Raw genomic sequence first — 23,379 nt, forward strand, 5'->3', positions numbered from 1 at the left:
TAGATCGGATCTGTCCAGCTAACCGCAGCATGAGCTCATATCCGCCGTTTCCGGGCAGTCGATCGTTACGGGCTCCTCTGGTTATTGGCTCCTCCGCAGGGGATTTAGTATCAAATTTTGAAATTAAAAGCGAAAGCAGGAGGCAATAGTGGGATTTATTTTCAAATTTTGAAATTATACCAGTGAATGTCGAAATCATAAGCCCGAAAGGTACCGTTTAATATCAAATATTGAAATGAATTTGAGAGGGGAGGGGGCTATGTTCGATTTTGTTTCAATATTTGATAGTATTATCTCTCCCTTGGGGCTAATTGACGTCGAAGAAGGGGAGCGCATTGGGGAAGCGTGCAAAAAAGAGGGGCATGAGGAGCGGGAAGGTGACTTTAATAGAAAATAGAGCCGTCTCTCAGGTCGCTTCATGACCTTTTGAGACGGCTTCCTGCATAGCCGCTATTTTGATGGTGACCGATTGTTTCATGAGAATTTGCTTCAATTGCTGCTTCTGAAGAGGGTTGGGCTGATCGAAAAATCGTCCGTCGCGCAGCAGTTCGATAAACGCTTGGCTGACGGCCTCGGCGGCCAGCGTTTCGTTGTCGAGCAAGTAGTAAGCGACTTGATAACCGTAAACCTCGTATTGCTTCAGGACGTCCGCTCTTCTTCGGAGCTCCTGTCTCTTCTCCGTCATAACCTGCACCGCGCGTCTTCACCTCGGCAATCTGCGATTAGCATCCGGATGACTTAACTATACAGCAGGTCGATGCGTCGCCATAGTACCATGTTTCCATGGTACCGTCAGAAAGTCCATTCATGCGCGCGCGTCCGCTGGCATGTCCGCACGATTTTTCGATCGATTCGTCTTAAGGCTGGGAAGAATGCGCGGAATGCGTTAATATAGGAATAGCGGTTTTTTTGCATGGCAGAGAGGAATCGGTGACAGATGAGAATTGGTTTTTTCGACTCGGGGATCGGCGGGCTGACCGTGCTGGCGGAGGCGCTTCGCATGATGCCCGACAAGGATTTTTTATATATGGCGGACAGGCTCCACGTTCCGTACGGCACGAAGCCGCAGGATGAAGTGAAATCGTATATTTTCGAAGCTGTCGGAGACATGATGAAGGAAGGCATCGACGCGCTCGTCGTCGCGTGCAACACGGCGACCTCGATCGCGATCAACGAACTGAGGGAGACGTACGCCCTGCCGATCGTCGGCATGGAGCCGGCGGTGAAGCCGGCGGTGGAGATGATCCGGGCTACCGGCAAGCGGGTGCTCGTGTTCGCGACGCCGCTGACGCTTCAGCTGCCGAAGTATTACGCGCTCGTCTCCCGCGTCGACGAGAAGGGGATGGTGGACTCGCTGCCGCTGCCGGAGCTGGTTCAATATTGCGAATCGCTGCAATTCGACCGTAAGGTCATGAACGATTACTTCCGCTCGAAATTGTCGGCTTACGAATTGGACAACTACGGCATTATCGTGCTAGGCTGCACGCATTATCCGTTCTATACGGACATCCTGCGCGAGGTGCTGCCGCCGCATATCGAAATCGTCGACGGCAACCTCGGCACGGTGAAGCGGCTGTCCGCGCTCATCAGCCGGTACGGCATTCCGGGCGGCGGAGGAAGCGGCGACGTCAAGTTCATGTGCACCGGCGGCGACCCGGCCTACATCGACAAGATGCAGACCGCGCTCGCGCTCCTGCAGCGAAAGCAGGGCGTGCCGGAATAAGGCGCAGCTGCGGCTGCCCTTAGGCTTGCCGCCTGGCGTAGTCGTTCGCCGCCGCGGCCAGATAGTAGGAGAGCCCCGTCTGCTGGGCTTCAAGCATTTGCAAATGAAAGTCGTAGCTCAAGCGTAAACGGCTGACGCCGTCAATTGGCGGCATAAGCTCGTTTCGCGATGAAATATAAGCTCATTTATAAGTGCAAAACTTATAGATTCTTATATTTTAAGAAAAATTCGGTCTGCGCGGCAAAATCCGCCGCGGACAGCGCGTGGCCATGCCCGTTCAGGAAGAGCAGATGGTTATGAACGAGCTCGCGCACCTGATCGTCCCTATGCTTGAGTCCTTCTCTTAGCGCTTCGGCCATCCCGTTCATGAAGGCGGCGGCTTCGGCCGCCTGCTCGTTCATCTCCGGAACGTCGATTGCGTCGTTCCCCAGCTCGTGCCCGTAATTTTCCCGAATATGCCGATTATGCTCCTCCAAAGCTTCCTTCCATGCTTCCTCGTTTTCGAAGCCCTTGAACATTTCCCGTTGATTCATCGTTTCACCGCTCCTCGCATAGATTTTGGATTGACGCAATGTCCGAATGACCGTCTCCAGACGCTCCTTCCGGCGGAGAAGCAACTCCTCCTGGCTCGCTAGCACGGCTAACCGGTCCGACTCGCCTTCGAGCAGCCGTTTAATTTGCTCGAGCGGCAGGTCGAGCTCCCGGTAGAACAAAATGTGCTGCAGCCGCTCCAATTCCTTAGTCCCGTACAGCCGATACCCGGCCTCGCTAATTTCGCTCGGCGGCAGCAGGCCGATTTTGTGATAGTGATGCAACGTCTTGATCGTCGTGCCGGATAGGTTCGACACTTCCTTAACGGTATAAAGCATTCGGTTCGCTCCTTTCCTGTTCCAAGCATAAAGGCTCCTCCAAGGGGAGAGTCAAGTTCATTCGCCAGGAAAAAGGATGGAAAAATATTATGGCGCAACTGTGGCTGGTATCGGCAAGTGGACTTTCCCTGCCAGAGTGTCAGACTAACTGGGGCAAAAGCGTGATTCGTTATGAAGACAAAAAAGCGTTAAGTGCTGAAGATGTTTCAAGGGTATTTCAAAATTCGGGAATAAGGCGTCCCTTTCAAGACTTGGAAAGAATACAGAGAATGCTTGAGAACTCAGATATTGTTCTTAGTGCGTGGGATGGAGATAAGATGGTTGGAATCGCACGAGCTATTACCGACTTCTCGTACTGCTGTTACCTATCAGATCTAGCCGTAGATAGAGAATATCAAAAGCTTGGGATTGGCAAGGCGATAGTTGATCTTCTTAGGCAGAAGCTTGGTGAGGAAGTGTCCTTAGTTTTATTGTCATCCCCAGAATCTGTAGATTTTTATTCCAAAATCGGATTCACTGGTACTGATAAGTGCTATGTCATTGGAAGGGCAAGGTAATACGAAGAAGAAAAACGGTTGCTCGGGTAACGTTTTTTTTTATTACGCTAATGAAGACTATAGTTCAATCACAGATCACGGCAGCCAGCCATACGAACAGTTGCCGTTCTTCATTGAAGTAACGGACAGAATTCGCTAGTCAGCCGGGGCGAAGTGTGGCAAGATTTACTTGGCGAAAGAATGAGCTATATTACCATTTCACACGGCAGGTCTGGTTAGGAGACGAACAAGAAACGGAGGCGTTTATGAACAGACTGGTGGTTGTAACGGTAGGTAAGACTCAAAGCGGTAAAACCACATTCGCGAGGTCATTGGAAGCGCAACTGCATAACTCGGTTGTCATCGATCAAGACAACCACGCTGCGTTCATCAACGCTCATTACAAATCGCTGCGTCCAAAAGAAGGTCCGAATACTCTCAAATATGCCGTCACTCAAACGATTGTCGATTATGCAGTGAATCAGACCGAATTTAATTTGATTCTTTGTAATTCCAATCTCGCTCGGAAAGGCCGTACGGACGTGCTGGATTATGTTCGCGGAAAAGGATTTATGAGCATCCTCATTTATTTCGACATTCCGGATGAAGTGCTTCAAGCCCGCGTGGCAGAAAGTCGACGAAGCAAGGAGATTTTCCGGAGCGCCTCGACATTCGTGGAAGTGCTTGCCCGACAACAGTCGGCGGCGTGTAGGAGTGAAATGGCGGCACCGAAGGCAGACGAAGCAGACCATTTCTTCATGATCAGCCGTAGCGAAGATGTTCCGGCCGTTATTGGAAAGATTATTGGCATCGCAGAACGTTTATGAGCGGAATGGTTCGGGAGCGGCCTGTCTCGGCCTTTCCACGATTAACGCGCGATTCCGCTATCGGGTAAGGAGAGTTAAAGAGGAATTTCGGAAGTGACAATGGAATAATTATGCAATATTAATTTTGGGGGATAATTGATGATTCGACTGGCGGACGCGAAAGATGCTTACTTGGTTCATAAAATAATGCTACTTGCTTTCGAGGAATATAGAAATATTGATGTTCCTTCTAGTGCTCTCAATGAGACGATTGATTCAATCGAAGCGTCAATAAAAAAAGGATATGAAAATGCCTTGCTTTATTTTAGCGATGAGATCCCTTTGGGCTCTGTAAGATTTAAAACTGAAGATGATTCACTGTATTTCTCACGCCTATCCGTTTCTCCAGAAGCAAGAGGAAGAGGTATTGCTAAATCCATTCTAAGTTGGCTCGAAGATTACGCTAAAAAGAACGGAAAATCAGAGATTATATGCAGGGTTCGGATGTCTATACCCCAAAACATACAGTTATATAAATCAGTTGGATTTATTGTTGCAAAAGAAGAAGTTGTAACTAATCCAAATGGTTTCCCAGTAAAGACTGTAGTTATGAAGAAAGTGATTTCATAACCACGTTCCTCAACTAACTGGAAACGTTAGCCTAATGAAAACAGCGACAGTCCAGGACATTATTTTCTCGTCCATGGCAGTCGCTGTTTCAATTTCAAGGATCAGTCTAAAACTAATCTTATGGAGTCTGACGGTACGACAATTCGAAAATCCGCGCGGAATATCGCGCGGCAACCGTGATGGGCGGCGCAAAGCAAGTCGGAATGGATCAGGAGCAAGGCGAAACGGAGCGGCAGGAAAGCAGATGCGGGTCGGAGAGCGGCCAACGGAGCGGGCTAGCGAAGAACGCGATGAAGGGCAGGCTTAAAAAAGCCCGCCCGTAAGCCGTCGCTAACTGTTCTCAATCGTATCGGGGTCGGCGAGCTCGAGGATGACCGGGCAATGGTCGCTGCCCATGATCTCCGTATCGATGCGGGTATCCGTCAGCCACGGGCGCAGCCGCTCGGAGGCGAGGAAGTAGTCGATGCGCCACCCTACGTTCCGCTCGCGCACCTTCGGCATGAAGGACCACCACGAGTAGACGTCCGTCCGGTCGGGGTAGAAGTGGCGGAACGTATCGACGAAGCCCGCTCCGAGCAGCTCGGTCATTTTGCCGCGTTCCTCGGGCGTGAAGCCGGAATTGCCCATGTTCGGCTTCGGATGCTTCAGGTCGATCTCCTGATGCGCCACGTTCAAATCGCCGCACACGATGACGGGCTTGACCGCGTCGAGCCCAAGCAGGTAGGCGCGGAACCGGTCCTCCCACTCCAGCCGGTAGTCCAGGCGCGACAGGTCGCGCTTCGCGTTCGGCGTGTAGACGGTGACGAAATAGAAGCGGTCGAACTCCAGCGTAATGACGCGGCCCTCCGGCTCCGAATCCTCCTCGAGCCCGTACCGCACCGAGAGCGGCTTCTTCTTCGCAAAGACGGCCGTGCCCGAGTACCCTTTCTTCAGCGCGTAATTCCAAAACTGAAAGTAACCTTCGCCGAGCGCCAGGTCGATCTGACCTTCCTGCAGCTTCGACTCCTGGATGCAGAATATATCGGCGTCCATCTCATTAAAATAATCCATAAACCCTTTCGTGACGCAGGCCCGCAGGCCGTTTACGTTCCAGCTTACCAGCTTCATGACTTATGATCTCCTCGATGAGTTCTATCATTTTTTTAAAATATAAGAATTTACTTGATAGTGTAACATATTAACGGCAATTATGGATTGACGGCGACGGCCGATTCGGATAGAGTAGCTATATTTACCGCTGCTCTTCACGAAAGGAGACGGACATGGGCAAGAAGAAAGGCTTGAACGCCACCCGGGACTATTACGCGATGCTGAGCCGTTATTTGCTCCCGCAGAAGAAGCCGCTGATCGGGCTCGCGCTCCTTCTGTTCACGACCATCGGGCTGCAGCTCGTTAATCCTCAAATCATTCGCTACTTTATCGATACGGCGCAATCGGACAAGGCGCTCGAGCCGCTCTATTACGCGGCCGCCGTCTTCATCGGCTTCTCGCTCATCCAGCAGCTCGTGTCGGTCATCGCGACCTATGCCGGCGAGAATCTCGCCTGGCGCACGACGAACCGGCTGCGCGGCGATTTGGCGGAGCATTGCCTGAAGCTCGATATGTCGTTTCACAAATCGAACACGTCGGGCTCGATCATCGAGCGCGTGGACGGCGACGTGAACGCGCTTGCGAACTTTTTCTCCAGCTTCATCATCCATCTGGCGGGCAATCTGCTGCTCATGCTCGGGATCATTATCCTGCTGTTCCGCGAGAACGTCCTGGTCGGCGCCGGGATGCTGCTGTTCGTCGCGTTCGCCGTATACGTCATTCAATGGATCCGCAAGTTCGCGGTTCCGGTATGGGCCAAATGGCGGCAGGTGAACGCCGAATTCTACGGCTTTATCGGCGAGCATCTCGAAGGCACGGAGGATACGCGGGCGAACGGAGCGACCGGCTTCGTCATGAACCGCTTCTATTCGCTGCTGCGCCGCATGCTGCCGCTCCGCCGCAAGGCGTTTCTCGGCTTCTCGTCGATGTGGATCACGACGATCGTCGTGTTCGCGCTCGGCAACGCGATGGCGTTCGCCATCAGCGCTTATTTGTGGAAGGCGGGCAGCATATCCATCGGCACGGTCTACCTGATTTTCTACTACACGGAGCTGCTGGCGAAGCCGATCGAGAAGATCCGCACCCAAATCGAGGATTTGCAAAAGGCGGACGCCAGTCTGCTTCGCATCCGGGAGCTGCTCGCCACGCGGCCGCGCATCGAGGACGGGCCGGGAGCGGAGCTTCCGGCAGGCCCGTTGTCCGTCGAACTGGACAACGTAACGTTCGGCTACGACGACGACCCGACGCTGAAGGAAATCGATCTTCGCCTCGAGCCGGGCAAAGTGCTCGGGCTGCTCGGCCGCACCGGCAGCGGCAAGACGACGCTTGCCCGCCTGCTGCTCCGCTTCTACGATCCGCAGCAGGGCAGCATCAAGCTCGGCGGGACCGACATCCGCTCGTGCACGCTGCCGCAGCTTCGCTCCAAGGTGGCGCTCGTCACGCAAAACATCGAGATTTTGCAAGGAAGCGTGCGGGATAATCTGACCTTCTACGACGAGCGCATATCGGACGAAGCGATCGCCTTGGTCCTGCGCGAGCTCGGCCTTGGCGGCTGGTACGCGTCGCTGCCGGAAGGGCTCGATACGCCGCTCGCGTCGGGCGGCGGCAGCTTGTCGGCCGGCGAGGCGCAGCTGCTCGCCTTCGCGCGCGTCTTTCTTACCGATCCGGGCGTCGTCATCCTGGACGAAGCGTCGTCGCGCCTCGATCCGCTTACGGAATACCGGCTCGAGCAGGCCGTCGGCAAGCTGCTGACGAACCGCTCGTGCATCATTATCGCCCATCGGCTGGCGACGGTGCAGCGGGCGGACCAAATTGTTATTATGGAAGAAGGACGAATCGTGGAGGCTGGATCGCGGACGAAGCTCGCTTCCGATCCGGATTCGCGCTTCAGCCGGATGCTGGCGGCGGGCCTTGAGGAGGTGACGGCATGACGACGTTCACGTATATGTGGCGGCTGATCCGCTATCGTCAGGGCTGGTACATCGCCAACGCCTTCATGTGGACGGTCATTTATTTGATGCCGATCTTTCCCGGCTTGATTACGAAAGCGTTCTTCGATTCGCTTACGGCAAGCGAGGCCGCGGACTTCGGCACGTGGGGGCTGATCGCGCTGCTGCTCGGCGCGGCGCTCGCGCGCTGTGCGACGATCGTGATCGGCTTTATTACCGACGTTAACTTCCGGTTCCGGATGGGCATGCTGCTGCGCCGGAATTTGCTGGAGCATGTATTGAAGGAGCCGGGGGCGCGGGCGATTCCGTGCTCGCCGGGCGAGGCGATCAGCCACTTCCGCGACGACGTCGATCAATCGGAGGAGGCGGTCAGCTGGTCCGTCGACGTGTTCGGCATGACGTGCTTCGCCGCGGTTTCCTGCTTTATTCTGATCCGCATCGACGCGCAGATGACGCTGCTCGTCTTCCTGCCGCTCGTCATCGTCGTCGTAGCCGCCCAGCTCGCAACGACCCGGCTGCAGAAATACCGCTCCGACAGCCGCGAATCGACGGCGAAGGTGACCGGCGCGATCAGCGAAATGTTCGGCAGCGTGCAGGCGATCCAGGTGGCGGGCGCGGAGAAGCGCGTCATCGACCGGTTCCGAAAGCTGAACGACGACCGCCGCAAAACGATGCTGAAGGACAAATTGATGACCGAGTCGCTGGACTCGATCTTCTCCAACTCGGTCAACCTGGGCACCGGTCTCATCCTGCTGCTTGCCGGGCAGAAAATGCGCGGCGGCGACTTTACGGTCGGCGATTTCTCGTTGTTCGTCTACTATTTGACGTTCGTGACGCAGTTCATTTCGAACTTCGGCAAGTTTCTGACGTATTTCAAGCAAATGGCGGTCGCGCTTCTGCGGCTGACCGGCATTCTGCAAGGCGCGCCGGCCGCGGTGCTGACGGAAGCCCATTCCTTGCATCTGAGCGGAGAAGACGCGGATGCGGCAGCGGCGGCGCTGCCCAAGGACGAGCGGCTCGAGCGGCTGGAGGCGACGGGACTGACGTACCGTTACCCCGAGACGGGAAGAGGGATCGAAGGGATCGACCTGCGCCTCGCGCGAGGGTCGTTCACCGTCGTGACGGGGCCGATCGGCTCGGGCAAAACGACGCTCGTCCGCACGCTGCTCGGCTTGCTGCCGAAGGACGGCGGCACCGTTCGATGGAACGGGCGCAAGGTGGAGGACCCGGGTGCGTTCTTCATCCCGCCGAGAAGCGCCTATACGGCCCAAGTGCCGAGGCTGTACAGCGACACGCTGCGCGAAAATATTTTGCTCGGCCTCCCGGATCGGGAGGACCGGCTGGAGAGGGCGCTTCATACCGCGGTGCTCGAGGAAGACATCGGGCGCATGCAGGACGGGCTCGACACCGTCATCGGCCCGCGCGGCGTCAAGCTGTCCGGCGGCCAGGCGCAGCGGACGGCGGCGGCGCGGACGCTCGTCCGCGACAGCGAGCTGTACGTGTTCGACGATCTGTCGAGCGCGCTGGACGTCGAGACGGAGCGGAAGCTGTGGGCCCGCCTGTTCCGCGAACGCGGCGACGCGACCTGCCTGGTCGTCTCGCACCGGAAGACGGCGCTGGCGCAGGCCGACCGCATTATCGTGCTGAAAGACGGCAGGATCGAGGCGGAAGGCACGGCGGAGGAGCTGCTGGCAAGCAGCGAATCGTTCCGCAAGCTGTGGCACGGCGACGAAGGTTAGCCAGCGGTAGACGAGGAAGCGCGACAGATTCATCCGTACGATCTGGCGGCGCACCGAGGGGGGCGCCGGAAGGAGAGAGAGATATGCTGCGATTCACCGATAACGGGGGCGGCCGGTCCCCGGTTCTTCTTGTTTTTGTATTGATTATGCTCAAAATGATCTTGTTCCGCCACTTCGTGTTCCAAGGCATTCAGGCGGACAAGCTGCTGCCCGACGCGGCCGCGGTCCTTGTGCCTCTGGCGCTTGTCGAGCTGTTTATTCCCGCCAGATGGAGGGCGGCGGCGCACGGCGCGCTGAACGCGCTGCTGTCGCTGCTGCTGTTCGCGTCTACGCTCTACTTCAGCTACTATGGCACCGTTCCCACGTATACGGCGCTGCACGGGCTCGATCAGGTGCTGCAGATCAAGGACAGCGTCGGATCGACGATCCAAGCCGCGAACTATTTGTTTTTTCTCGATCTTGTCATCGGGTTAATCTTTTATGCGGTTAACCGAATAAGGGGCGTTCGCAAGGAAGGCCGCAAGCGGATCGCAAGACCGGCGATTCTCGCGGGCATCGCCGTACTGTGCGCGGCCGTCTCGTTCTTCTATATCCGCTCCGGAAGCGGCATTCCGAACGAGCTCGTGCAGGCGGAAAGCCTCGGCTTTATTAATTACGAGATCGCGGCCGGCCTTCAGGCGGGCAAGGAGAAGAAAGCGCTGGAGGACGGCAGCGCCGAGGAGACCGCCGCCGCCGCGGCGAGCTTGCAGGCGTCGTATCCTTACGCGGGCGAGGGCGGTGCGCCTGCGGGGAAGCCGGATCTATTCGGCGCGGCTAAGGGAATGAACGTCATCGTCGTCCAGCTCGAGGCGTTCCAGAACTTTCCGATCCGTCTGAAGCTGGACGGAACGGAGGTGACGCCGGTGCTGAACAAGCTGGCGGACGAGAGCTTCTATTTCCCGCATTTCTTCCAGCAGATCGGCCAGGGCAACACGTCGGACGCCGAATTCATGTCGAACACGTCGATCTATCCGACCGGCGAGATCGCGATGTCGACGGGCTACGGAAACCGGGAGATCCCAAGCCTGCCCCGGCTGCTTCGGCAGGAACGGTACGAGACGAGCACGTTCCATATTAACGAGGTGACGTTCTGGGACCGCAACCGGATGTACCCGGCGCTCGGCTTCGACCGTTATTACGACAAGCCGAGCTTCAACAACGATCATTTCAACGCCTTCGGCGCGTCCGACGAGGAGCTGTACCGGGTAGCCCTCGAGGAGCTGAAAGCGCTGCAGGCGCAGGGCAAGCCGTTCTATACGCAGATCGTGACGACCTCGGGCCACCATCCGTTCAAGGTGCCGCACGACCGCCGGAAGATCGCGGTGCCGGAGCGGCTGGCGGGCACGCAGCTGGGCGACTATTTAACGGCGGTCAACTATACCGATTACGCGCTCGGCCAATTCATCGACGGGCTCAAAGCGAGCGGGCTGTGGGAAGATACGCTGCTCGTCGTATACGGCGACCACTTCGGCCTGCAGTCGCAGGACACCGACGCGGCATGGGCAAGCGCGCAGCTCGGGATCGCGTACAACGAGCTCGTCAGCCGATTCAACATCCCGCTGCTCATCCATGTGCCCGGGACGGCGGGCAAAGTCGTGGAGCAGGTCGGCGGGCAGGTCGACATCATGCCGACGGTCGCCGGCTTGCTCGGCCTCTCGCTGAAGGACGCCGGCTATGCGGCGTTCGGTCAGGATTTGCTTCATATCGAGCGCAACGTGATCGGGATGCGGTACTATTTGCCGACGGGCTCGTTCTTCAATAACGAAATTTTGTTCGTCCCCGGCAAAGGGTTCGAAGACGGCACGGCCATCGATATCCGGTCGATGAAGCCCGTTATCGACTTCAGCGCCTATCGCGGCGATTACGACTATATTCTCGAGCTGATGCGGCTGTCGGACGACTACGTCCGGCTGCTGCCGAAGCGGGAGCCGTAACGAGCTTATGCCGCCAAAGGACGGCGTCAGCCGCTTACACTTGGTCAGCCGGAAAGAAGGAGATCCGCCGGCATCGGGGAAATAGTAGGAATAGAGCTTGACCGATCCGTAAAGGGGATTAGAGGGATATGCAACGATCTGACGTGAACCGCATTTTGCGGCAAATCCAAGCGAGCGCGATCATCGAAAGCGCCGACTTCACGATTCGGAACCGGAAGGGAACGACCGACGGCCTCGTCTATACGCTCGCCTGCGGCGAGGAGACGAAGTACGTGCTGAAGCTGGACGACCCGACGCAAATCAGGCTGGCCGAGATGTTTCTGACCGCCTACCGGGAGAGCGAGCTATTGCCCAGGCTGCTGTACGCCGATCCTTCGAAAACGTTCATCCTGTACACGTATATCGAAGGCACGACTTACGACAACCGCGGCTCCAAGCTGGACTGGATGACGGATCTGGTCGAGCGGCTTCTTAACCGGTACAAGCCGGCCGAGCCGTCCGCCGGGTGGGGGCGGATCGAGTATCCGTGCGCGTCCTGGCGGGAATTCAACGAGCGCAGCCTCGCCTATGCGGCGGAAGATACGGCAGGGCTTCTGTCAGAGGAGGACCAGCGGCTCGCTAGGGCGCTGTTTAAGCGATTGAAGGACGAAGGACCCGAAGCCAAGTATTTGCTCCATGGCGATACGGGCGTTCACAACTTCGTATATAGCGGGAACAAGCTTGCGGGCGTCATCGACCCTTCGCCGATGGCGGGGCCGGTGCTGTACGACTTTACGTACGCGTTCTGCTCCTCGCCCGACGATTTGACGATCGAGACGCTGCGCGCGTCCCACGCCTTGCTGCAGCATGGGCGAGCCGAGGAGGAGCGGCTTATCGACGAGGTCGTCTTCCAGCTGTATTGCCGCATCGGCATTTGCCGCCGGCATCACCCGCAAGACCTGGATGCGTACAAGGAAGCTTGGAGCTATTGGAAGGCGCTGGTTAGGTAAGCCGGAGGCTGCCGCAAAATAATCGGAAGAAGGGATTGAACGGGATGAAAAAAATACTCGTACTTGGCGGTACCCGTTTCTTCGGCAAAAGGCTCGTGGAGCGATTGGTCGAACGGCAGGAGGACGTCACGATCGTCACGCGGGGGAATGCGCCCGATCCGTTCGGCGGCGCGGTGAAGCGGCTGCGCGCGGACCGGACCGATCCGGACGCGCTGCGCGCCGCGATCGGCTCCTCTTCTTACGACGTCGTGTACGACAACATTTGCTACACGCCGCAGGAAGCGGAGGAGGCCGCGAGGCTGTTCGACGGGCGCGTCGGCAAATATATCGTCACCTCGTCGCTGAGCGTCTACCCGTTCGGCGAAGTCCGGTTGACGGAAGCGGACTTCGATCCGTACCGCTATCCGCTTCCCGAACCGTATCCGGAGAAGGCCGATTACGCGGAAGGGAAGCGGCTCGTCGAAGCCGTTCTGTTCCAAAAGGCGGCCTTCCCCGCGGCGGCGGTGCGGTTCCCGATCGTGCTCGGTCCGGACGATTATACGCGCCGGCTGCATTTCCACGTCGAGCACGTCCTGCGGGGGCAGCCGATTGGCGTGCCGAACGAGGGCGCAGTCATGTCGTTCATCTCCTCCGAGGAGGCGGCTTCGTTCCTCGACTGGCTGGGCGGGTCCGGCCTCGAAGGGCCGGTCAACGCCTGCTCGGGCGGCGAGGCGTCGCCGGGGCGCGTCATTGCGATGATCGAAGAGGCGGCGGGCAAGCGGGCCCGCGTCCTCCGGGAGACGGAGGACGCGGACATGTCGCCGTTCGGCGTCCCCGCGCCATGGCATATGGACACGGCCAAGGCGGAGGCCGCCGGCTACTCGTTCCGGCCGCTCGGCGAGTGGCTGCCGCCGCTGATTCGGGAAATCGTCGCCGAAACGGAGTCGTAAGCCGGCTTCCCGAGCTTCAGCCTCCTCCGGCCTTCACAAGCTCGAGCAAAACCCGGATATCGCTCGCGATCTTAGCGGGGGACATCTCCTCGGCAAGCGCGTCCTCGCGAATCCGCTCGATCGTTCTTACCGCTTTCTTCCCCGTAACCGTCAGAACTTTGACGTCTCCTCCCATGAATGCTTTGATCCGGCTGGCGGCCATGCTTAAATTGTCATGGCTGCCCGCATCCGCGCCCTTCATGCCGCCGAGGCCGCCGCCCGGCGAGACCCCGTTGCCCGATAGCCCTTCGTTCCGATTAAGCAGCTTGCGCTGAACGTCGTCGTATTGCGAGGCGGACGCCTCGCGCTTCTCCGCGGCGAGCACGACCGTATCGTCGAAGACGAATACGCGGACGTCGGGAATGCCGGCACCGCTGAGTCTCGACTCCAGATGCGCCGAGAAGCCGTTCGCGTTCAACCCGGAGCTGCCGATCATGCTGTAGACGGACGTGCCCATTCCGTATGTGGTATTGCCGTGCTCATTGGTCGAACGGAACTTCGGCCCGGCCGCGTTCGGAATGACCGACGGGTCATGCAGCGCCTGCGCTTGTTGTACTTGTTGTTCCGTTTGCTGCCGCGACTCCGGCGCGGGCGCGGGCGCGTTCGCGCAGCCGGTTAACGCGCAAGCGGCCGCGGCCAATACAAGCAGTGTTCTCGATCGGAATCCCATCGTTTCCTCATCCTCCATAGCCTATATTTTGCTGTTAGGTTAACCCGCACCATAAAATGAATATTCATGACTTCCTGGAAAATAATAAAACGGAAAGTTGAACATTCCAGGAGGTGCAGGCTATGGATCGGAGCGACAAGAAGAAAAGCCCGGAGCAGCGTGCGGTCGATCGTTCCCGGCGGAAGTTTCTGGTCAATACGGGCTATGCCCTGGGCGGCATCGTCGTAGGGGGAGCGCTCGGCACGCTCATCGGGAGAAAGCCGGCCGCGAAGCCCGCGCCCGCTAATCCGCGAGAAGCGGGGCAGGCCGCTCCCGCCAACTATAACCGCGCGCTTATGTTTTTTAACCAGGAGCAGTTCCGGATCGTCGAGAGCGCGACGGAACGCATTTTTCCCGAGGATGAGAACAATCCGGGCGCGAAATCGCTGGGCGTGGCTTTCTTCATCGACCATCAGCTGGCCGGCGAATGGGGCTTCAACGGACGGGACTATATGTCGCCGCCGTTCTATACGGGCGAGAAGGAGCAAGGCTATCAGGGCCGTCTGAAACGGAGGGAAATATTCGAGATCGGGCTGCGCGAGATGGACAATTTCAGCATGACCCGGTACGAGAAGAGCTTCGTAGAATTGACGGGCGAGCAGCAGGACGAGGTGCTGAAGGCTTTCGAGTCGGACGAGGTCAAGCTGACGACGATCTCCGCGGGCGGTTTTTTCAAAATGCTGCGAAGCGGCACGCTCGAAGGCGCATACAGCGACCCGCTGTATGGGGGCAATCTCGATATGAACGGGTGGCGGATGCGCGGTTATCCGGGCAACCAGATGAGCTTCACCGCCATCATCGATAAGGAATTCACGGAAATCGAACCGGCAAGCCTGCAAGATCATTTGGTTTCTCATTAGCGGAGCGGGAGGATACTATGGCCAAAACATTACCGAAAACCGACGTCGTCATCGTAGGGGTCGGCTGGGCCGGCGGCATCATCGCCTCCGAGCTGACGAAGAGCGGCTTGAACGTCGTCGGATTGGAGCGGGGCAAGGAAAGAAAGACCGAGGACTACTTCATGGTGCACGACGAGCTGCGCTACGCGCTTCGTTACGAATTGATGCAGGATTTGTCCAAGGAAACGATCACGTTCCGGAGCAACGAGAAGATCCGCGCGCTTCCGATGCGCCAGTACGGCTCGTTTCTGATCGGAGACGGTCTCGGCGGCGCGGGCGTGCACTGGAACGGGCAAACCTACCGTTTCTTGCCTTACGACTTCGAAATCCGCAGCAAGACGGTCGAGAAGTACGGAAAGGGCAAGATTCCCGCCGAAATGACGATACAGGATTGGGGCATTACTTATGACGAGCTCGAGCCGTATTACGACAAATTCGAGACGATGGCCGGCATATCGGGCGAAGAGAACCCGCTCGGCGGCAAACGAAGCAATCCGTATCCGACCCCGCCGATGAAGAAGACGCCCGCCATGCAGATGTTCGCGGAAGCCGCCGGGCGCCTGAAGCTGAATCCGTATATGGTGCCATCGGCCAACCTGTCGGAAAACTACACGAACCCCGACGGCATCTCCCGCGCGGCGTGCCAGTATTGCGGCTATTGCGAGCGGTTCGGCTGCGAATACGGAGCCAAGGCCGATCCGGTCGTGACCGTCATTCCGGTCGCCAACAAGACGGGCAATTTTCAGATCCGCACCCATTCGAACGTCCGGAGAATTATGCACAAGGGCGGCAAGGCGACCGGCGTCCTGTATACGGACGTAACGACGGGCGAGGAAATCGTTCAGCCGGCGGATATCGTCGTCGTGACGAGCTACGTGTTCAACAACGTGCGCCTGCTGCTGTTGTCGGAGCTCGGAAGGCCGTACGACCCGGCGACGGGAAGGGGCGTCATCGGCAGAAACTATGCCTATCAGGTTATCAAAGGCAGCGCGATCGGCTTCTTCGAGAAGCAGCAGTTCAACAACTTTGCGGGGGCGGGGGCGCTGGGCGTTTCCCTCGACGACTACAACGGAGACAATTTCGACCACTCCGAACTGAATTTCATTCACGGCGGCGTCGTCTCGCTGGGCCAGACCGGCGCCCGCCCGATCCAGAACAATCCCGTTCCTTCGGGAACGGCTGCCTGGGGGCCTGAATTCAAGACGAAATCGCTGCATTACGCCAATCGCGCGCTTTCGATCGGAACGCAGGGAGCATCGATGGCGTACAAGCACCATTTTCTCGATTTGGACCCGGTCTACAAGGACGTCTACGGCGATTCGCTCATGCGCATTACGTTCGATTTCGAGCAGCAGGACCGCGAGATGTCGAAATTTTTGGCGGAGCGGTGCTCGGAGATCATGAAGGAGATGGGGGCGGACAAGGTCGATTATTTAAAGGAGCTCGGACCGTACGAAATTATGACCTACCAGTCGACGCATAACACGGGAGGCGTCATGATGGGATCAGAGCCGGACGCTTCGGCGGTCAATACCTACAGCCAGATGTGGGACGCGGATAACGTATTCGTCGTCGGGGCGAGCTCTTTCCCGCAGAACGCCGGCTATAATCCGACGTCGACGGTAGGGGCGCTGGCTTACCGCGCGGCCGAGGGCATATTGAAATACAAGGATAAAGGCGGCCTGCTGGTCTAGCCGAAGGAAGCAAAGCAGCGAAAGAGGGCCGTACCCGAACGATTCGGATACGGCCCTCTTCTCTCCCGGGCGACGCGCTTAAAGCAGCTTCTTCACGTCATCCTTGGCGGTCGGGGACGGCTGCTCCTGTTCCTCGTCCACGATGCCGCGGGTCGAGCTTCTGAATTCGCGCAGCGTATCGCCGAACGCCCGGCCGAGCTGCGGCAGCTTGGCGGGCCCGAACACGATGAGCGCGATAAGCAAAATAATGATTAACCCCGAAACGCCGATGTTGTTGAACATATGCAGGTCTCCTTTTTGATTCAAGTATGGGAAGGGATGGAGGCTGGCCGTCTGGCATATCGCCGCGATACGAGCACGCTGATCTCGAACAGCAGCAGCAGCGGTACCGTGACGGACAGATGGGAGACGAAGTCCGGCGGAGAGATGCACGCTCCGACTACGGCCAGACCGACATAGGCGTATTTGCGCGTTACCTTCAGCCGTTCGGGCGTCAGCAGTCCGATCTTCGTCAGGAAGAGGATGATAAGCGGCATCTCGAACGCGACTCCGAGCGGGAACACGACGCTGAACAGGAAGGAGAAATACCGGTCGATCCCGTACGTTTCGACGGCGCCCACGTTATGGTTCATCTCGATCATAAACCCGAGCATCATCGGAAATACGAGAAAATAGCCGAAGGATACGCCCGACAAAAACAGCAGGAAGGATACGGGGACGTAGCCCAGCGTTCCTCGCGCTTCGTTGTCCGTCAGACCGGGGCGGACGAACGCCCATGTCTGGTACAGAAGAACGGGAAGCGTGAACAGAATGGCGAACAGGAAGGCGCAGCGCAAATAGATGAACAGGCCGTCCGTGAACGAGAAAACGTTCCATTCGACCGCTTCCGTGGTCGGGCCGGATTTGATATACCGCAATATCGCCGGGGACAAATACAGCCCTCCGCTCATCGCGGCGATGAAGCTTCCCATGACGATGAGAAGCCTTTTGCGCAGCTCGGTCAAGTGGTTGACGAGATCCTCCTGCATATCCACCTTATCGCCTCGCTCCCATTATTGCTTCTATTAACCACCTTGTCCTTAGAATAACCCATAGACGCCGCGTTATGCGCGGCGCCGCCGGATACGGCGCAAGAAGGCTCGCCCGGATACGCGGGTCCCGATTGGGGAACGATACCCTTATATTCCCTGATACAGGAGGTAATGACGATGAAGAGAAAGCATACGTTCATTTGGACCGCCGTCATCGTACTCGCGATCGGCTTGACCGCTTGCGGAGGCAATGCGGCCAATGATCAGACGAACGAAACGAATAACGGAACGAATGGCGCGGCGAACGGCACGAACGGCGATACGGGTGCGGGCGACGGGGGAGACGCGGTCAACGCGGCGGAAGCCGAGTCCCTGTATGCGCAAAACTGCGTAAGCTGCCATGCCGCGGACCTGTCGGGAGGCATGGGGCCGGACTTGCAGCACGTCGGCGCGGAAATGTCCGTTGAGGAGATCCACGCTCAAATCAGCAACGGCGGCAACGGCATGCCCGCGTACAAGGGACAGCTGCCGGAGGAGCAGATCGCCGCGCTGTCGGAATGGCTTGCGGGTCATAAATAGCGATGAGGAAGCGTGCGGCGCCGTCATTCGGTTCATCCGATGACGGCGTTTTTTATTTTCCGGGTCGTTGATTTTCGAATGACCTTCCGACCGGACTTGGCCTATAATAGGGGAAACGAAGGGAGGACGAACATGGAGAAAAACCGGGTTGTTTTATTTCAAGGCGATTCCATTACGGACGGAGCGAGGGGGCGGACGGACGATCCGAACCATATTCTCGGGCACAGCTACGCTTATTTGATCGGAGCGAGACTCGGCTTCGAGTGGGCGGAGCATCGGCCCGTATTTTATAACCGCGGCATCAGCGGGAACCGGGCTTCGGATCTGTACGCGCGCTGGAACGAGGATGCCATCAGCCTCAGCCCCGACCTGATCAGCATCCTGATCGGCGTCAACGACGCCTGGCGCACGATGAGCGGGAATCCGAGCGGCGTAACCGACCGGTTCGAGCGCGCCTACCGCCATCTGCTGGAAGAGACGCGCGAGGTGCTGCCGGACGCGGCGCTCGTGCTGTGCGAGCCGTTCGTTCTGAATACCGGCGCGCCCGGACAGAATTGGGAGGCATGGTCCGAGAAAATGGCGGCCTATCGGCGGACCGTCCGCGCGCTGGCGGAGCAATACGGCGCCGTATTCGTCCCGCTCCAAGAAGCGTTCGACGAAGCTTGCGGACGCGCCGAAGCGCGTTACTGGCTGTGGGACGGCGTTCATCCGACGGCGGCCGGCCACGAGCTGATCGCGAAGCAATGGCTGGATACGGTGCTAAGAAGCAAATTGGCATGCTTCAGCTGATCGGCGAGGAACGCGATGAAGGGCCGCCCGAGCCTTCCGAGGCTTAGGCGGCCCTTCTCCGCGTTCCTCGGGAAGCCGGTTCGGGCCGCAAAGCTTGAATAATCTGCAAAAATAACTGTCGAGGCGTATTGAACATTTTACCAGCGGCACATATAATTACAGTAAATTGGCGGATTCGACATATTTTTATGACCACATAAGAATGGATAAATTTCCGATGGTATCGGAAGCCGGAATTGTTATCGGCGATACAACCTGCCTCTAAACGCGGTCGCTCAACGACGAAAGGCCTCTATAGATTCATTTCGGTCTTTCAAAATTAAAGCGCTTACATATTGTGGGATTGCAAAAGAGAGAGACATCAGGAGGGGCGCGGGACAATGGGAAGAACACTGCAGCTGCCGTATATCGGGGTTCTTGCGCTGCTGGCGCTTTCCGCGGGCTGCCGGGAGGCGGCCGAACCGCCGGGGCTTCCGGAAGCGCCGGCGGCGGAGCGGATTGCGCTGCGGGCTTGGATTATCGCCAACACGCCGTTGGCGGAGCGGCATTTCCGAGCGACGATCGAGCCGTATATGGAGCAGCGTCCGAATCTGTCGGTGGAGGTTGACGTTCTAAGCTGGGACACCGCGTGGTCCGATATTCTGGGCGCGGTGACGGGCGGCGATGGGCCCGATATTTTGCAGCTCGGCACGACATGGGTGCCTGCGGTCGCAGCGATGGACGGGCTGGATGAGCTGACGGATAAGATCGGCGACGTCGGCGGCGCGGAGGCTTATTTGCCGGCAAGCTGGCGCTCGACGATGATCGAAGGGGAGCCGGAAGTATACGCGGTGCCCTGGTTCGTGGAAGCGCGCGTTCTGTATTACCGCAAGGACGCGTTCCGGGCGGCCGGCGTCGATCCGGAAGCGGCCTTCCGCGACTGGGGGACGTTCAAGGACGCGCTGAGCAAAGTCGACGGCGTCCGCATCGGCGGGGAATCGTTGTCCGCCTTCGAAGTGCCGGGCCGGGGCGATTGGAACGTGGCCCATAACCTCTTCCCCTGGATTTGGGGAGCCGGGGCGGACGTCCTGACGGAAGACCGGAAATCCGCGGCCTTTCATAGCGATCAGGCGGCCCGCGGCGTATCGTATTTTACGGGACTTGCCAGCGAGGGCCTGATCGACCGCGTCTCGCTCGGCAAAAACTCGTCGCAGGTCGAGAACGATTTTGCCGACGGCAAGACGGCTGTCATTATGTCCGGCTCGTGGCTGTTCAAGGACTTGATCCTCCCCCGCGACGATGGCGGGCTCGGCGGCATCGTCCGGGAGAAGGATATCGGCGTGTCCCCGCTGCCGAAAGGCCCGTCGGGCAACTATTCGTTCGTCGGCGGGAGCGATCTGGCGGTCATGCGGGCTTCGAAGCACAAGGAAGAAGCATGGGAGCTTATCGTTTACTTGTCCGGCGACGAAGCGCAGCTTGCCTATTCGAGCAGAACGGGCATGCTTCCGGCCAAGCGGAAATGGCTCGAATCGAGGGAGCTTGCGGGAATGCCGGGGTATGCCGCCTTCGCCGAATCGGTCAAGCACGGCAAGTCGTATCCGTCCATTCCGCAGTGGGGGCCGATCGAAACGGCGCTCGTCAAGCATTTTGGCGGAATATGGGACACGGTCGCCGGTGCCGCGGGCAGCAACAGCGAGCAGGATATCCGGCGCAGGCTGGATGCGGCGGCGAGGGAAGTCAATGTCATCTTGTCGCAAGGCCGGGAAAGCCCGTAAGCGGATGCGGGCCGTTCGGATAACCGAATCGGGCCTGCTGCCGGCGTTCGGGCCACAAATCGTTTGCGGGGAGGAGATTGGGCGATGCGCCGTTCGTCGAAAATCAGCATAAGCGCGCTGCCGATCAAGCGGCTGACGAAATATACGGCCTTCCGGCTGACGGTGTCCTTGCTGATCAGCGTTATTGTGATCGTCGTCGTGTTAACGGTTTTTTCGTACCGGCAATCGGTCGGCATTCTGGAGGAGGAAGCCGCGGAAGGATCGCTGCAAGCCGTCGTGCAGACGAGCCGTCATCTCGATAACGTGCTGCAGCATTACGACAAGCTGGCCGTCCGGATGGCGCACGACCAGGAGCTGCTCAATACGCTGATGATGTTCGTATTCGGCGGGGAGCGAGAGGATCGGGAGCTCGCGGCCGGCAGGGTCCACGGCATGCTGAACGGTTATTTGAACGCCAACCGGACGGCCGCGTCCATCACCTTCTTCTCGCCCGACCAGGCGAAGGTGCTGTCGACGCTGCCCCGCGAGGCGCTCGTTCCGGCAATCCGCAGCGGCAACGGGGACGGGATCCGGGCGCTGGATTGGTTCAAGCGGCCTGAGTCCACGGAATCGGGCGGCGTGTTCCTGAATACGCGCAAGGACGCGTTCGTCAGCTTGGGCGCGGCGCCGATGGCGGCGCTTGCGTACACGATCAGAAGTCCCTTCCACGACGATAAGCTGCTCGGTTCGATACTGATCGAAATACCGGCCTGGCAGATGAGCGAGGCGTTCTCGAGCTTCAGGCTGGGCGAAAAAGGCGGCTATACGATCGTGGACGAGCGGCTGCGTACCGTTATTTATGCCGCAGACGCAGAGCGGATCGGTTCGGCTTATTCGGGACCGCTGCCAGCCGCGGCGCTTGATCGGGCGGGCGCGTCGGGCAAATTTGTCGCAAGCGACGGGGACGGCGTGGCGCACAATTATTTCTACCAGCGATCGGACGTATCGGGCTGGACGTTGATCGGCTATTATCCGCGGGAGGAGCTGCTGGCGCCGATGCGGCGCATGCTGGCGGGCTCCGCGTGGATCGCGCTTCTGTGCAGCGTCGCGGCGGCGTTCTTCGTCGGCGTTCTGGTGCAGCGGGGCGTCGGAAGGCCCCTCGGCAAGCTGCGGCAGCTTATGCTCGAAGGGGAGAAGGGCAATCTCAAGGTGCGGACCGACTTCCAGGCGTTTAACGAAATCGGCGAGCTCGGCCGCGCGTTTAACCGGATGATGGATCAAATTACGCTTGCGTACTACGACACCTTGACGAATCTTCCGAACCGCCGCCTGCTCGTCGACCGGATGGAGGAGGCGCGGGCGAAGGCGCAGCTGCTCGGGCAGCAGTACGCCGTCCTGTTCGTCGATTTGGACCGCTTCAAAATCGTCAACGATTCGCTCGGTCATCATGCGGGCGATCTGCTGATCCAGCTCGTCGGGCAGCGGCTGCAGACTTGCGTCGGGGAGCACGATACGGTAGCGCGCATCGCCGGGGACGAATTCATCGTGCTGCTGCTGAATGCGAACAAGGAGCGGTCGGCGTCCGTCGCGGAATGTATTTTGGATGGGCTGCGCAAGCCGTTTGCCGTGTTCGATCAAGAGCTTCACATTTCGGCAAGCATCGGCATCGCCTACTATCCGGACGACAACGAGGATGTCGAGACGTTGATCAAATGCGCGGATATGGCCATGTACGAGGCGAAGGCCAAGGGCAAAAACAACTACCGGCTCTATCATCCCGAGATGACGGCCCGCTCGCACGAGCGGATGCGCATCGAGAACGACCTGCACCGGGCGCTGGAAAACAACGAATTCGAGCTTCACTACCAGCCGAGAGTCGATGCAAGGACGGGGCGGATCGCCGGCAGCGAGGCGCTCCTGCGCTGGAATCACGCCGCCCTGGGCCTTATCCCGCCGGACAAGTTCATTCCGATCGCGGAGGAGACGGGTCTTATCGTCCCGATCGGCGAATGGGTGCTCGGCGAAGCGTGCAGGCAGAACAAGGCTTGGCAGGAGGCGGGCTATCCGCCGATGCGCATGGCCGTCAACGTGTCCGGCCGGCAGTTCGAGAGCGGGCTGATGGCATGCGTGTCGCGCGTCATACGCGATACCGGGCTCGAGGAGCGCTGGCTCGAGGTGGAAATTACCGAAAGCGTGCTCATCGACAACGAAGCGATTATTAACGATACGCTGAGGCGCCTGAAGGCGAAGGGCATCCATCTGTCGATCGACGATTTCGGCACGGGGTATTCCTCTCTCGCCTTCCTGATGAAATTCGAGGTCGATACGCTGAAGCTCGACAAGTCCTTCGTGCACGGCATTTTATGGAACAAGGACAACCAGGCGATCGCCACCGCGGTAATCGCGCTCGCCCACAACCTTGGCATGTCCGTTGTGTCGGAGGGCGTGGAGACGAAGGAAGAGTACAGCTTCCTGCAGGAGCGCGGCTCCGACGAGATGCAGGGCTACTTCATCAGCAAGCCGCTTCCGGCGGATGCGTACGAACGGAGTATCCTGGCGAAGCGGCGGCTGGTGGGATAAAGTATTATAAGTTTTAGACCGACCCCAATCATCCACACGGCGGCAGCCAGGAACGAGAAAGTACAGTCATAGCTGCCGCTGTTTTATTGAGCTC

General features: G+C 58.5%; 21 protein-coding genes and 1 pseudogene. 16 read left to right on the top strand and 6 right to left on the bottom strand.

The window, feature by feature from the left end:
- Positions 1 to 259: 259 nt before the first annotated feature.
- Positions 260 to 397 carry a hypothetical protein gene (locus IDH41_RS18720; protein WP_190863696.1) on the top strand — a complete coding sequence of 46 codons (138 nt, stop codon included), beginning with the start codon at positions 260 to 262 and terminating at the stop codon, positions 395 to 397.
- 9 nt (positions 398 to 406) lie between these two features.
- On the opposite strand, the gene IDH41_RS18725 is transcribed toward IDH41_RS18720, so the two are convergent.
- On the bottom strand, positions 407 to 694 hold the full coding sequence (locus tag IDH41_RS18725) for a hypothetical protein (RefSeq protein ID WP_190863698.1): 288 nt from the start codon (positions 692 to 694) through the stop codon (positions 407 to 409).
- 243 nt (positions 695 to 937) lie between these two features.
- On the opposite strand from IDH41_RS18725, the gene murI reads away from it, so the two are divergent.
- Positions 938 to 1,723, top strand: a complete 786-nt coding sequence (gene murI / locus IDH41_RS18730) for a glutamate racemase (protein ID WP_190863700.1) — start codon at positions 938 to 940, stop codon at positions 1,721 to 1,723.
- Positions 1,724 to 1,742: 19 nt separating this feature from the next.
- On the opposite strand, the pseudogene IDH41_RS18735 reads toward murI, so the two are convergent.
- Positions 1,743 to 2,592: pseudogene (locus IDH41_RS18735) on the bottom strand (MerR family transcriptional regulator).
- A gap of 89 nt (positions 2,593 to 2,681) precedes the next feature.
- On the opposite strand from IDH41_RS18735, the gene IDH41_RS18740 reads away from it, so the two are divergent.
- From IDH41_RS18740 to IDH41_RS18750, 3 genes are all read left to right on the top strand, one after another.
- Positions 2,682 to 3,149, top strand: a complete 468-nt coding sequence (locus IDH41_RS18740; protein WP_190863703.1) for a GNAT family N-acetyltransferase — start codon at positions 2,682 to 2,684, stop codon at positions 3,147 to 3,149.
- A 245-nt stretch (positions 3,150 to 3,394) separates the two neighbouring features.
- On the top strand, positions 3,395 to 3,955 hold the full coding sequence (locus tag IDH41_RS18745; protein WP_190863705.1) for an ATP-binding protein: 561 nt from the start codon (positions 3,395 to 3,397) through the stop codon (positions 3,953 to 3,955).
- Between the two features lie 138 nt (positions 3,956 to 4,093).
- Positions 4,094 to 4,564, top strand: a complete 471-nt coding sequence (locus IDH41_RS18750; protein ID WP_190863707.1) for a GNAT family N-acetyltransferase — start codon at positions 4,094 to 4,096, stop codon at positions 4,562 to 4,564.
- Between the two features lie 330 nt (positions 4,565 to 4,894).
- Here IDH41_RS18750 and IDH41_RS18755 read toward each other — a convergent pair whose 3' ends face one another.
- Positions 4,895 to 5,671: an exodeoxyribonuclease III gene (locus tag IDH41_RS18755; protein WP_190863709.1), complete on the bottom strand. Its 777-nt coding sequence runs from the start codon at positions 5,669 to 5,671 to the stop codon at positions 4,895 to 4,897.
- A 155-nt stretch (positions 5,672 to 5,826) separates the two neighbouring features.
- On the opposite strand from IDH41_RS18755, the gene IDH41_RS18760 reads away from it, so the two are divergent.
- The 5 genes from IDH41_RS18760 (at position 5,827) to IDH41_RS18780 (ending at position 13,232) form a co-directional block, all read left to right on the top strand.
- Entirely contained in the window at positions 5,827 to 7,584 is a 1,758-nt protein-coding gene (locus IDH41_RS18760; RefSeq protein WP_190863711.1) for an ABC transporter ATP-binding protein, read from the top strand.
- Positions 7,581 to 9,341, top strand: a complete 1,761-nt coding sequence (locus IDH41_RS18765; protein ID WP_190863713.1) for an ABC transporter ATP-binding protein — start codon at positions 7,581 to 7,583, stop codon at positions 9,339 to 9,341. Before IDH41_RS18760 ends, IDH41_RS18765 begins: the two co-directional genes overlap by 4 nt.
- A gap of 83 nt (positions 9,342 to 9,424) precedes the next feature.
- Positions 9,425 to 11,314: an LTA synthase family protein gene (locus IDH41_RS18770; protein WP_190863715.1), complete on the top strand. Its 1,890-nt coding sequence runs from the start codon at positions 9,425 to 9,427 to the stop codon at positions 11,312 to 11,314.
- Between the two features lie 128 nt (positions 11,315 to 11,442).
- Positions 11,443 to 12,303, top strand: a complete 861-nt coding sequence (locus tag IDH41_RS18775; RefSeq protein WP_190863717.1) for an aminoglycoside phosphotransferase family protein — start codon at positions 11,443 to 11,445, stop codon at positions 12,301 to 12,303.
- A gap of 44 nt (positions 12,304 to 12,347) precedes the next feature.
- Complete coding sequence (locus tag IDH41_RS18780; protein ID WP_190863719.1) at positions 12,348 to 13,232, top strand: NAD-dependent epimerase/dehydratase family protein; 885 nt, start codon at positions 12,348 to 12,350, stop codon at positions 13,230 to 13,232.
- Positions 13,233 to 13,248: 16 nt separating this feature from the next.
- Here the strand turns inward: IDH41_RS18780 and IDH41_RS18785 are convergent, their stop codons facing one another.
- Positions 13,249 to 13,941 carry a hypothetical protein gene (locus tag IDH41_RS18785; protein ID WP_190863721.1) on the bottom strand — a complete coding sequence of 231 codons (693 nt, stop codon included), beginning with the start codon at positions 13,939 to 13,941 and terminating at the stop codon, positions 13,249 to 13,251.
- Positions 13,942 to 14,063: 122 nt separating this feature from the next.
- On the opposite strand from IDH41_RS18785, the gene IDH41_RS18790 reads away from it, so the two are divergent.
- Positions 14,064 to 14,840, top strand: a complete 777-nt coding sequence (locus IDH41_RS18790) for a gluconate 2-dehydrogenase subunit 3 family protein (RefSeq protein ID WP_190863722.1) — start codon at positions 14,064 to 14,066, stop codon at positions 14,838 to 14,840.
- A 17-nt stretch (positions 14,841 to 14,857) separates the two neighbouring features.
- The gene (locus IDH41_RS18795; RefSeq protein ID WP_190863724.1) at positions 14,858 to 16,573 is read left to right on the top strand and encodes a GMC family oxidoreductase; all 1,716 of its coding nucleotides are present in this window, start codon (positions 14,858 to 14,860) and stop codon (positions 16,571 to 16,573) included.
- A 78-nt stretch (positions 16,574 to 16,651) separates the two neighbouring features.
- Here IDH41_RS18795 and tatA read toward each other — a convergent pair whose 3' ends face one another.
- Entirely contained in the window at positions 16,652 to 16,855 is a 204-nt protein-coding gene (gene tatA / locus IDH41_RS18800) for a twin-arginine translocase TatA/TatE family subunit (RefSeq protein ID WP_190863726.1), read from the bottom strand.
- 20 nt (positions 16,856 to 16,875) lie between these two features.
- Complete coding sequence (gene tatC, locus IDH41_RS18805) at positions 16,876 to 17,607, bottom strand: twin-arginine translocase subunit TatC (RefSeq protein ID WP_397328204.1); 732 nt, start codon at positions 17,605 to 17,607, stop codon at positions 16,876 to 16,878.
- 174 nt (positions 17,608 to 17,781) lie between these two features.
- Here tatC and IDH41_RS18810 point away from each other — a divergent pair, with 174 nt between their 5' ends.
- The 4 genes from IDH41_RS18810 (at position 17,782) to IDH41_RS18825 (ending at position 23,285) form a co-directional block, all read left to right on the top strand.
- Entirely contained in the window at positions 17,782 to 18,183 is a 402-nt protein-coding gene (locus tag IDH41_RS18810; RefSeq protein WP_190863728.1) for a c-type cytochrome, read from the top strand.
- A 132-nt stretch (positions 18,184 to 18,315) separates the two neighbouring features.
- Positions 18,316 to 18,972 carry an SGNH/GDSL hydrolase family protein gene (locus tag IDH41_RS18815; protein WP_190863730.1) on the top strand — a complete coding sequence of 219 codons (657 nt, stop codon included), beginning with the start codon at positions 18,316 to 18,318 and terminating at the stop codon, positions 18,970 to 18,972.
- A gap of 380 nt (positions 18,973 to 19,352) precedes the next feature.
- Positions 19,353 to 20,726 carry a sugar ABC transporter substrate-binding protein gene (locus tag IDH41_RS18820; RefSeq protein WP_190863732.1) on the top strand — a complete coding sequence of 458 codons (1,374 nt, stop codon included), beginning with the start codon at positions 19,353 to 19,355 and terminating at the stop codon, positions 20,724 to 20,726.
- 84 nt (positions 20,727 to 20,810) lie between these two features.
- The gene (locus IDH41_RS18825; RefSeq protein WP_190863740.1) at positions 20,811 to 23,285 is read left to right on the top strand and encodes a putative bifunctional diguanylate cyclase/phosphodiesterase; all 2,475 of its coding nucleotides are present in this window, start codon (positions 20,811 to 20,813) and stop codon (positions 23,283 to 23,285) included.
- Positions 23,286 to 23,379: the final 94 nt, after the last annotated feature.

The organism is Paenibacillus arenilitoris (genome assembly GCF_014705655.1).
Taxonomy (GTDB): Bacteria; Bacillota; Bacilli; order Paenibacillales; family Paenibacillaceae; genus Pristimantibacillus; species Pristimantibacillus arenilitoris.